This window comes from Micromonospora sp. H61, from assembly GCF_018070325.1.
Classification (GTDB): domain Bacteria; phylum Actinomycetota; class Actinomycetes; order Mycobacteriales; family Micromonosporaceae; genus Micromonospora; species Micromonospora salmantinae.
In genome coordinates this window covers 39,635-45,862 of sequence record NZ_JAGPXY010000053.1, presented here as the reverse complement: position 1 = coordinate 45,862, position 6,228 = coordinate 39,635, and the positions used below count along the sequence as shown (strand labels likewise).

Sequence of the window (6,228 nt, the reverse complement as noted above, 5' to 3'; positions counted from 1 at the left end):
GGGGTGGGGTTAGTGGGTTTTGGCGTTGGCTTCGGCTTGGGCCTTCATTCGGGCAGCGCGGTCGATGTCGGCCTGCTGGACGGCCGCTACCGAACCGAAGATGCTGACCGCCTGGTAGTAGGTCCAGGCCAGGCTGTAGCAGGCCGGCCGGACGACCGAGTTGTACGTGGTGCAGACGCGCTTCAGGTCCTCGTAGAAGGCGCTGTCGAGGCGGGACTTGTTGGCGGAGAACTGGCCGACCGCCTTGTAGTTGCGGTAGCCGAAGTCGTGTCGGTAGCAGCCCAGGTTGAAGGTGAAGCCGAGCGGGTTGTCCGGGCTGGACGAGCAGTAGTCGGTGGACCAGTTGAAGTTGTACTCGGCCCAGGGTGCCCGGTTGACCCGGGCGCTGTTCCACGAGTTGTAGCTGGACGCGCTGGTCTGGGTCCAGCTGGACAGCACGGAGAGCCGTTGGGCCGGGGTGACGGCGGCGGCGGGGGACGCGATGGCGAGGGTGGCGAGCAGCGCTAACGCGCCCGAGGCGATCAGGGTGGCGAGACGTCGGGGCACGGGTTACCTCCGCGGGGGTGAGCGGGTGGGACGGAAGTTACCGGCGGGTTACCGGATGTCGATGAGTGTCGATCAGCTGATCAACTAGGCGGTATGCGTATCGCCAACTATTGGTGACATGCGTTGAAACAGACGAATGCCGGCGGGCTGGCGGGGCTCTCGTTCGCCGACCGGTCCAGTGCGGTCAGTCGGTAGGTGTAGCGCCGACCAGGCCCGGCCGAGGTGTCCACCCAGGACTGGTCGTTGCCGGGCGTGGCCCGGACGGTGCCGACCAGGTGCGCGGCGTCGGCAGTGGCGCACCGACCGGGCAGCGTGGTGCCGTCGAACCGATAGATCGCGTACGAGGTGGCGGTGCCGAGCGGACCGACGCCGTCGGCGGGCTGCCGCCAGGTGAGCCGGACCCCGTCGGCCTGCCGGATCGCCTTGCTGACCACCGGGAAGAGCAGCGGCCGGGCCGGCAGGTGGGGCATGGCCGGCACCAGGGCCGGGCGGGAGTAGTGCTCGCCCGCGTAGATGTCGGTGGCGCCGAGGCGGTTGGCGCGCACCTGCACCGCGGAGAAGTGCACGTTGCCCTGCACCTCCGGGTACGACCGGTTGAGCGTCAGGTGGTCGGACAGCTCACGCGGGTTCTGCCAGTACGGCCCGTACGCCGGGTCGCCGCTCTTGTAGTCGGCCTGGCCGATGTAGAGCTGCACGCGGGTGCCGCGCACCGTCTCGGCCCACCACGGCACCAGGCGCGCGTAGTCGGCGGCCGGGTACTGACCGATGTACCAGTAGAGCTGCGGCACCACGTAGTCGATCCACTCCTGCTTGATCCACTTGCGGGTGTCGGCGGAGATGATGTCGTACGACTGGCTGCCGGTGGTGTCCGAACCCAGCGGGTCGGCGGTCTTGTTGCGCCAGATGCCGAACGGGCTGACGCCGAACTTCACCCACGGCTTCGCCGCCTTGATCTTGCCGTTCATCTCCTGGATCAGCAGGTTGATGTTGTCCCGCCGCCAGTCGGCCCGGTCGGTGAAGCCCCGGTTGTGGGCGGCGAAGGTCGCGTCGTCCGGCACCTGGTAGGTGCCGCTGGGGTAGGGGTAGAAGTAGTCGTCGAAGTGGACGCCGTCGATGTCGTACCGATTGACGGCGTCCATCATGGCGGTCTGGACGAACTCGCGGACCTCGGGAATTCCGGGGTTGTAGTAGAGCCGGCTGCCGGCCACGCCGGCCGGTGGGTAGGCGAAGGTCCAGTCGGGGTGCTGCTGGGCCGGGTGGCCGGGGGCGAGCTGGGTCAGGTCCGCACCGGCGCCGCCGGGGGCCGGCATGGAGACGCGGTACGGGTTGAACCAGGCGTGGAACTCCAGGTTCCGCTTGTGCGACTCGTCGACCAGGAACGCCAGTGGGTCCCAGCCCGGGTCCTGGCCGCGTACCCCGGTCAGGTATTCCGACCAGGGCTCGTACGGCGAGGGCCAGAGCGCGTCGGCGGTGGGCCGGACCTGCACCACGACGGCGTTGTGGTGCAGTCGCCCGGCCAGGTCGAGCAGCTCGCGGTATTCGGCCTGTTGGGCCGCGATCCGGTCCGGGTTGGTCTGGGACGCCTTGCTGGGCCAGTCGATGTTGACCACCGAGGAGATCCACATGGCCCGGAACTGCCGTTTCGGGGTGGTCGGGTCGGTGGCGCAGGTGGCGGTGCCAGTGGTGTCGGCCGCGCTGGGTGCGGCGCTCGCGGGGGTGGCGGTGACGAACGTGCCGAGCAGGGCTGCGATCAGCCCGGTGACTCCGAGTCGGGTGGCTTTCATGCGGTGTGTCCCTTCGTTGGGGCTCCCGGATGTTTCGCGCGGTGCGCGGCAAGATTCGCCGTCGATGTCCGCGTTGCTGGTAGGAAATTTTCACAGTCTGGCCGTCGCCGCAAGAGTTCGCGGTTGACCAATCGCGCCGGTGGGTAGCAACGGCGGTCACCGGCCGCCACGGGGGTGGTCGCACGGTGGGAGGGGTGACCGGGTGTCCGTGCTGCGCACAAAACCAATCAAGGACGTGATAGCCCAAGGTGAGGCGGACGGCAGCGACGGCCAGCTGGGGCTGAAGCGACGGCTCGGCGCGATCGACCTCACCGGCTTCGGCATCGGCATCGTGATCGGCACCGGCATCTTCACACTCACCGGGATCGAGGCCCGGGACAGCGCCGGGCCGGGCGTGGTGATCTCCTTCGCCATCGCCGGCGTGGTGGCCCTGCTCGCCGCCCTCTGCTACGCCGAGTTGGCCTCCAGCGTGCCGACCGCCGGCAGCGCCTACACCTACGCGTACGCCACGATGGGCGAGATCGTCGCCTGGATCATCGGCTGGGACCTGCTGCTGGAGTTCGCGCTCGGCGCCGCCGTGGTGGCCCGAGGCTGGTCCGGCTACCTCGCCGAACTGCTCGACCTGCCGACCCGATGGTTCGGCGAGGAGGGCAGCACCGTCAACGTGGGCGCCATCGCGATCGTGCTGATCCTCGGCATCGTGGCGATCGTCGGCATCCGCGAATCCGCCCGGATCACCAACCTGCTGGTGCTGGTCAAGGTGGCCATCTGCGTCTTCGTGGTGGTAGCCGGGCTGTTCTTCGTCAAGGCCGCCAACCTCACCCCGTTCATCCCGCCGGCCGAGCCCGCCGGGAGCGGCGACGACGGCATCAAGCAGCCGGTCACGCAGGCGCTCTTCGGGCTGGAGCCGTCGGTCTTCGGCTTCGTCGGGGTGCTCAGCGCCGCCGCCGTGGTCTTCTTCGCGTACACCGGCTTCGAGGCCGTGGCCAACCTGGGCGAGGAGACGAGGAAGCCCAAGCGGGACCTCACCCTGGGTCTGCTCGGCACGCTGCTGATCTCCACGGTGCTCTACATCGGCGTCTCGCTGGTGGTGGTCGGGATGGTGCCGTACACCGAGATCGACCGGGGCGCCCCGATCGCGTCGGCCTTCGAGTCGGTCGGCGCGGGCTGGGCGGCAGTGTTGGTCTCCATCGCCGCGGTCGCGGGCCTGACCAGCGTCATCCTGGTCGACCTGGTGGCGATGGGCCGGATCGGCTTCGCCATCGCCCGGGACGGGTTGATCCCGCCCTCGATCGCGAAGGTGCACCCGCGCTGGGGCACCCCGTACCGGATCTCGGCGATCATGACGGTGGCGGTCGCGCTGCTGGCCGGCTTCCTGCCACTGTCCGCGCTGGCCGACCTGGTCAGCATCGGCGCGCTCTGCGCGTTCGTCCTCGTGTCGGTGGCGGTGCCGATCCTGCGCCGCAAGCGGCCCGACCTGGAGCGGCCGTTCCGGGTGCCGTTCTCACCGGTGCTGCCGATCGTCTCGGCGTTGGCCTGCTTCTACCTGATGCTCAACCTGTCGGTGGAGACCTGGCTGCGGTTCCTGGCCTGGATGCTGCTCGGCGCGTTGATCTACTTCGGCTACGGCCGCCGCCGCAACCGGCTGGCCCAGCACGAGCCCGCCGTGCAGGAGGGTCGCTGACGGTATGGTGCGCCCGTCACCTCGGGGAGGTTGCGGCGTGCGACACAGACTCAAGGACGTGGCCGAACGGGCCGGCGTCTCCGTCAAGACCGTCTCCAACGTCGTGAACGGCCACGTGCACGTACGACCGGACACCCGGGCCCGGGTCGAGGAGGCGATCGTCGAACTCAACTACCGGCCCAACCTCTCCGCCCGTCACCTCCGCAAGGGACGCACCGGCGTGATCGCGCTGGCCGTTCCGGAACTGGACATCCCGTACTTCGCCGAGCTGGCCCGTCACGTGGTCAGCGCCGCCGCCGAGCACGCCTGGACGGTGCTCATCGACCAGACCGGCGGCCGGCGTGACCAGGAACGGGTGCTTGCCTCCGGTATCACCGACCACCTGATCGACGGGCTCATCCTCAGTCCGTTGGCGCTCACCGCCGCGGACCTGGCCGGTCTGGACGGCACTCCGATGGTGCTGCTCGGCGAGCGGATCGAACACTGCCCGGCGGATCGCGTGGTGATCGACAACGTGGCAGCGGCCCGGGAGATCACCAGCCACCTGATCCAGTTGGGTCACCGCCGGATCGCTGCCATCGGCGCGCAGCGCACCGACGAGGGTGCCAGCGCCCGGCTGCGCCTGGCCGGCTACCGCGACGCGCTGCGCGCCGCCGGCCTCGACCACGACCAGGACCTGGTGGCGTCCGCGCCGGCCTGGCACCGCGCCGACGGCGCGGCCGCGATGCGGGGCCTGCTCACCTGCGGGGTACGCCCCGACGCCGTCTTCTGCTTCAACGACACGCTGGCCCTCGGTGCCCTGCGGGCGCTGCACGAGGCCGGCCTGCGGGTGCCCGAGGACATGGCGGTGGCCGGCTTCGACGACATCGAGGACGGCAGGTTCGCCACCCCGACCCTGAGCACCGTCGCCCCGGACAAGGAGCAGGTCGCCCGCCTGGCCGTCGAACTCCTCGCCAACCGCCTGGAGGGTGATCCCACCGTCTCCGCCCGGGAACTCCGCGCCCCCTACCGCCTGGAACTCCGCGAGTCCACCCGGACCCGCTAGTCGAAGAAGCGGGCCAGGTGGGACTGCGGTGCCGCGTCGGCGTCCTGGGGAAGGGGCGTCAGGTCGGCGAAGATCGAGGCGCCGTCGCAGCCCGCGTGCAGTGGGTACCAGCGCGGCGTGCCCGGTGGCCGCAGTTGGCAGATCCCCTTGAACGTCTGCACGTCCATCAGCCGGACGTGGGTCGGGTCGGCCACCGCGTTCACATGCCCCCACCAGGGGCTCATCACGTGCAGCACCCCACCGGGGCGGAGTACCCGATGACACTCGTCGACCAGCGGCAGGAAGTCGATCAGGTGCTCCAGGATGTGCACCGCGAAGAGGACGTCCACCGAGTTGTCGGCGAGCGGCAGCGAGCCGGACAGGTCCGCCACGGCATTCACGCCGGGTGCCGGGTAGATGTCCAGCCCCAGGTTGCTCGACCACTGCTTGGTCGGCCCACAACCGAGGTCCACCACCACCGGCGCCCGCCCGCCGATGCCGACCCGGCACCAGACGCCGTAGACACCGGCCAGCCGCCCCACCAGGTCCCGCACCAGCCGTAGCTGGGTGGGATCGGCCACGTCGCCGCTCAGATGGGCCACCCCCCGGTCGAACCGCACCTCGACCGCCAGGTCCCGCAACCGATCATCGTGGCGGACCTGGTCCGCCCACGCCTGAGCGAGGAAATCGTCGATCGCCCGCAGCCGGTCGGCCGAGGGCGGAGTCTGTGCCAAAGCGACCATTCGGGCCACCTCCCGCCGCGCGATACCCGCAATCGCGCCCGGTATGCCCCGCTCGCCCGCCTCGTTGCCGACTTCCGGTGCGCGGCCTGGCGCGGTCGGGTCAGCCGGAGAGGGTGCGGCGGCCCCCGCGCATCCGCTGGCGAGGCGGCGGGTCGGCGGGCTTCGGCCGCTTGAGGTGGTAGCGGTGCAGTTCGTGGTTGCCGGGCAGGGACGGGTCCTCGCTCATCGCGACCAACTCCCAGCCCTGGTCGCCGGCCCGGTTCAGGTGGGCCAGCGAGGTGTCGCCGTACGGCGTCACGTCGACCATCGAGCCGTCCGGCCCGTACCAGACGAAGACGACCTCCCAGCCGAGGTCGTTTGTCGCAGCCTGGCGGCGGCGGACCAGCAGGGCGTACTCCCACTTGAGCATGGCGTCATTCTCACCCCGCGCCGGCCCGCGGGCACGGA

The 6,228-nt window shown here is 70.2% G+C and carries 6 protein-coding genes; 2 read left to right on the top strand and 4 right to left on the bottom strand.

Annotated features, from left to right (window positions below; all coding sequences use genetic code 11):
- Positions 1-9: 9 nt before the first annotated feature.
- Together KBX08_RS23385 and KBX08_RS23380 are read right to left on the bottom strand one after the other, a co-directional pair.
- Entirely contained in the window at positions 10-546 is a 537-nt protein-coding gene (locus tag KBX08_RS23385) for a phospholipase (protein WP_210785531.1), read from the bottom strand.
- A gap of 107 nt (positions 547-653) precedes the next feature.
- Positions 654-2,330 carry a glycoside hydrolase family 10 protein gene (locus tag KBX08_RS23380; RefSeq protein WP_210785530.1) on the bottom strand — a complete coding sequence of 559 codons (1,677 nt, stop codon included), beginning with the start codon at positions 2,328-2,330 and terminating at the stop codon, positions 654-656.
- 202 nt (positions 2,331-2,532) lie between these two features.
- On the opposite strand from KBX08_RS23380, the gene KBX08_RS23375 reads away from it, so the two are divergent.
- Both KBX08_RS23375 and KBX08_RS23370 read left to right on the top strand, forming a co-directional pair.
- Positions 2,533-4,014, top strand: coding sequence for an amino acid permease (locus KBX08_RS23375; RefSeq protein WP_210785529.1), 1,482 nt, complete (start codon positions 2,533-2,535; stop codon positions 4,012-4,014).
- Between the two features lie 37 nt (positions 4,015-4,051).
- Positions 4,052-5,059: a LacI family DNA-binding transcriptional regulator gene (locus KBX08_RS23370; RefSeq protein WP_210785528.1), complete on the top strand. Its 1,008-nt coding sequence runs from the start codon at positions 4,052-4,054 to the stop codon at positions 5,057-5,059.
- Here the strand turns inward: KBX08_RS23370 and KBX08_RS23365 are convergent.
- Positions 5,056-5,781: a methyltransferase domain-containing protein gene (locus tag KBX08_RS23365; protein WP_210785527.1), complete on the bottom strand. Its 726-nt coding sequence runs from the start codon at positions 5,779-5,781 to the stop codon at positions 5,056-5,058. The two genes, KBX08_RS23370 and KBX08_RS23365, sit on opposite strands and share 4 nt — an antisense overlap.
- 100 nt (positions 5,782-5,881) lie before the next feature.
- Positions 5,882-6,190, bottom strand: coding sequence for a hypothetical protein (locus KBX08_RS23360; RefSeq protein ID WP_124822832.1), 309 nt, complete (start codon positions 6,188-6,190; stop codon positions 5,882-5,884).
- Positions 6,191-6,228: the final 38 nt, after the last annotated feature.